Origin of the sequence: Bellilinea sp. (assembly GCF_034432615.1) — a bacterium.
Taxonomy (GTDB): Bacteria; Chloroflexota; Anaerolineae; order Anaerolineales; family Anaerolineaceae; genus Bellilinea.
In genome coordinates this window covers 1-3181 of sequence record NZ_DAOUBL010000184.1, presented here as the reverse complement: position 1 = coordinate 3181, position 3181 = coordinate 1, and the positions used below count along the sequence as shown (strand labels likewise).

Here is a 3181-nt window from a genome sequence, read left to right as displayed (position 1 = left end):
GATGTGGTCGGTGCCCGCCAGGCCGTGTACCTTGCCGTACAACACCAGTTTGGCATCCACTTCCGCATTGGGTTCAAACAACAGCGCCGAAATTTGCAGTTCGTACTGCCCTTTCAGCACCGTCGGCGGCAGGACATCCGGCTGGGCAAACAGCCCCTGCGTAATCGTCATGTCCTTAATCCGCCGCTTGAGGCGCTCGTCCAGTTCAAAACGGTACTGGTCGGACCTGCGCACCGACATCTGGCTCATGCGCAGTTCGCGGCCGTCCGGAGTGATCCACTTCATGGAAATGTGGGGTTGTTTTACATCGTAGGTCGAGGTAAAGAAAATGATCAATTCTTGCGGAAAGTCATCATACTGGTAGTCGAAAACATAGTGCATGATCACTTCCTGATTGCTGCCAACCGTCTGAATTTCTTTCAAAACCCGGTCATCATCGGTGGTCAGGATCAGGGTTTCGGGCTTCTTGACTGCCGAAAACCAGTTCGTCCAAACCGGCGCAGCGTTGCGCGGATAGTCGCCCCACACCGACTCGCCTCCCCGCCACAGGCGGATGGCTTCATTATACGGAATGGTTGCCACGGCATAAATCGCAAAGGCAACCAGCAATACGATGATCACCAAACCGACCACCGCAGAGGGATATTGAGCAATGTCGCGAAAAGCATTTTTCAACGTATTCATGCTTTGGGACCCTCGCCTCCAACTTTAACGCGCGGATCAACCAGCGCGTAGATGAAATCCAGTAAAAAGACGGTAATCGCCAGCAGGTAAGCGTAAATCACCGTTTCACCGACGATCACCGGCGTATCGAACAAACCAATCGCCCGGTAGAACAGGCGGCCAAGTCCGGGCCAGTTGAAGACCGTTTCCAGAATGATTGCCCCAAACCACAAACCAATAATCAGCAGGGCAAAGTTGGTGATGATATTGGGCATGGTCGGGCGCAGAATGTAGCGGCGTTCAATCATCTGGGATGACAGGCCTTTGGCCTTGGCCATCTCGACGTAATCTTCACTGGAAAAGATGAGGAAAAAGGTACGCCAGCCGTAAATGGTGACAAAAATCGAACTCAGGAAAATCGCCAGGGTGGGCAGAATCATGTGCTTGAGCAGGCTGAGCGCGTACCCAATGGTCGTATCCGGCACCGGGGCATCCACCATACCGCCGTAAGGCAGGATGTTGAGCACCGCCGCAAAGATGAGAATCAGGAAGATGCCGTAAAACCAGCCGGGGGCTGCCGAAGTAGGCGCCAGAGCGATGACCAGCCGATCGAAAAAGCTGCCGTAATGGCGGGAAAGTCCCAACGCAATGAACAGGGCGGAAAAAAAGAGCAGCAAATTCGCCGTGCCGAACAGAACCAGGGTGGGTGGCAGACGTTCCAGAATGATCAGGCGCACGGTTTTAGAACCGCTGTCGCTGGTGAGGTACTGGGCGCGCCCCAGATTGAGGGACATGGCATCTGCCAGGTAGCTGAAACTGCGTAAGATAAACGGACGGTCCATCCCCAAACGCTGTTCTTCAAGGCGCACCATATCGTTGATCAACTTGTTACGCTCTTCAGCAGGCAGACGGCGCATTTCCTGATTCATGCTGACGCCCAGTGCAATCCGTTCGCGGATTTCGCCGCGGCGAATGTTATCTACTTCTCCCCCCATATTGGCAATGATAATCGTCAGATAGACACCGATAACAATGGTAATCCCCAGAGTGAGGATTTTTACGAGCGTGTACTTGGCTAATCGAGATAAGGTACTGGCTGCGGCTTTCTTTTCAAGTGAGGATGTGGAGGCCGTCACAGGGGACTGAGTCGCTTCCGTCATATCAATTTTTCATCCTTCATCCGGTAGGAGAGGGGCGAGGTTTTGTCCTCGCCCCTCCACTTGGTTAATTGGGTAACCCTTACGGGGCAGTCACAAACTGGAAGGAGCCGAACGACGGCACGGCAACCCGTTTGGAAACCACCACCACCTCAAGGCGGGTGGCGCCTTCTACCAGTTTGCCGGTGTCCTCAGCGCTCAACTTGACCTGGAACAGGCCATCTTCCACAGCTTCTGCCTGACCCACCAGCGAAAGTTCACCGTTAGCATCGAAGACCAGATATTTGACATTGTCAATATCGGCCAGCGGGTAGGGCTGCCCCTCGAAGTCCACAAAGACATCAAAGGAGACTTCGCTGCCAATGGTCACACGGTCGTCACCATCCACTTCAACTTCGGCGATGGGCGGCGCGGAGAAGCGCAGCCATTTATCGGCCGGTTCAGAGTAGTCGTTGTAGCGGCGCAGCACGACGGTACCTTCCACCGGGAAGGCGCGTTCCAGATAAAACACATTGGTGCCTACCCAGAAGTGACCGCGTACGCGGAACCACTCCGCCAGATTGGCGTAGCGGGCAGCCGCTTCATCGGCACTGACGAACTCACCCAGCGTTGGGGCGTAGGGGATGAAGCCTTCGGTGGTCGCCTCGTCCAGTTTGGCTTTGAGGATGTCAATGGTCGGGCCGGAGATGTAGGACAGCCATTCGATTTCATTGGCATCCGCTTTGGCGGAGGAGAAGGCCGCTTCACCGGCGCCGTCGGCTTTCAAACCGATTGCCAGTGCGTGCCAGGCCGCCTGACCCTGAGCGTAGAACGGCCACCACGAGTCAACGTTCAACTCGGTATCCAGGTTCCACAAATCGGAGTAGGTTTCGATGACCAGCGGATCGGTCGAAACGATCTTGACGCCCTTGAAGGACGAGAGGAAGGACTCCAGAGCCGGCACAACCGATTCGTCATAGTATGGGCTGGCTTCCTTGCCGCGGTCGAAGGTCAGGATGATGCCCAACACCACGTCACCCGCAGAGAAGGGACTGCCGTCATGCCATTTGACCTTCTGATACAGGTCGGCCGGGTAGTAGACCGTGCTCTTGCGCAGGGCGGTGGCACCTTCAGGGTATTTCTCGGCAACGGTGATGAAGCGCTGCTGTTCGGCGTCCCAATCGGCCCAGGCATCGCCCGGTACTTCAATGGAAGGAGCGAATTCGAGCGTCAGCCAGTCGAGCGTCTTGCCAACCGGCAGGCCTTCTTGAACAACGACTTCGGCTTTCTCTACACGGTTGGGGTACTGCAGACCGGTGAACGGATCGAACACCAGGCCGTATTCGCCGGTACCGCGGATGAGCATCTGGTCATAAATCCAG

General features: G+C 55.6%; 1 protein-coding gene and 2 pseudogenes. All 3 read right to left on the bottom strand.

Annotation, left to right across the window (positions count from 1 at the left end):
* A pseudogene (locus VAE48_RS08510) lies at nt 1–684 on the bottom strand (ABC transporter permease); the annotation flags it as partial.
* Nucleotides 681–1823: an ABC transporter permease gene (locus VAE48_RS08505; RefSeq protein ID WP_322792893.1), complete on the bottom strand. Its 1143-nt coding sequence runs from the start codon at nt 1821–1823 to the stop codon at nt 681–683. The pseudogene VAE48_RS08510 and the gene VAE48_RS08505, both read right to left, overlap by 4 nt.
* Before the next feature lie 79 nt (nt 1824–1902).
* Nucleotides 1903–3181: pseudogene (locus tag VAE48_RS08500) on the bottom strand (ABC transporter substrate-binding protein); the annotation flags it as partial.

Bases quoted from the DNA above. Each gene is read 5' to 3' on its own strand.
- VAE48_RS08505 (WP_322792893.1), bottom strand. From the start codon at position 1,823: ATGACGGAAGCGACTCAGTCCCCTGTGACGGCCTCCACATCCTCACTT.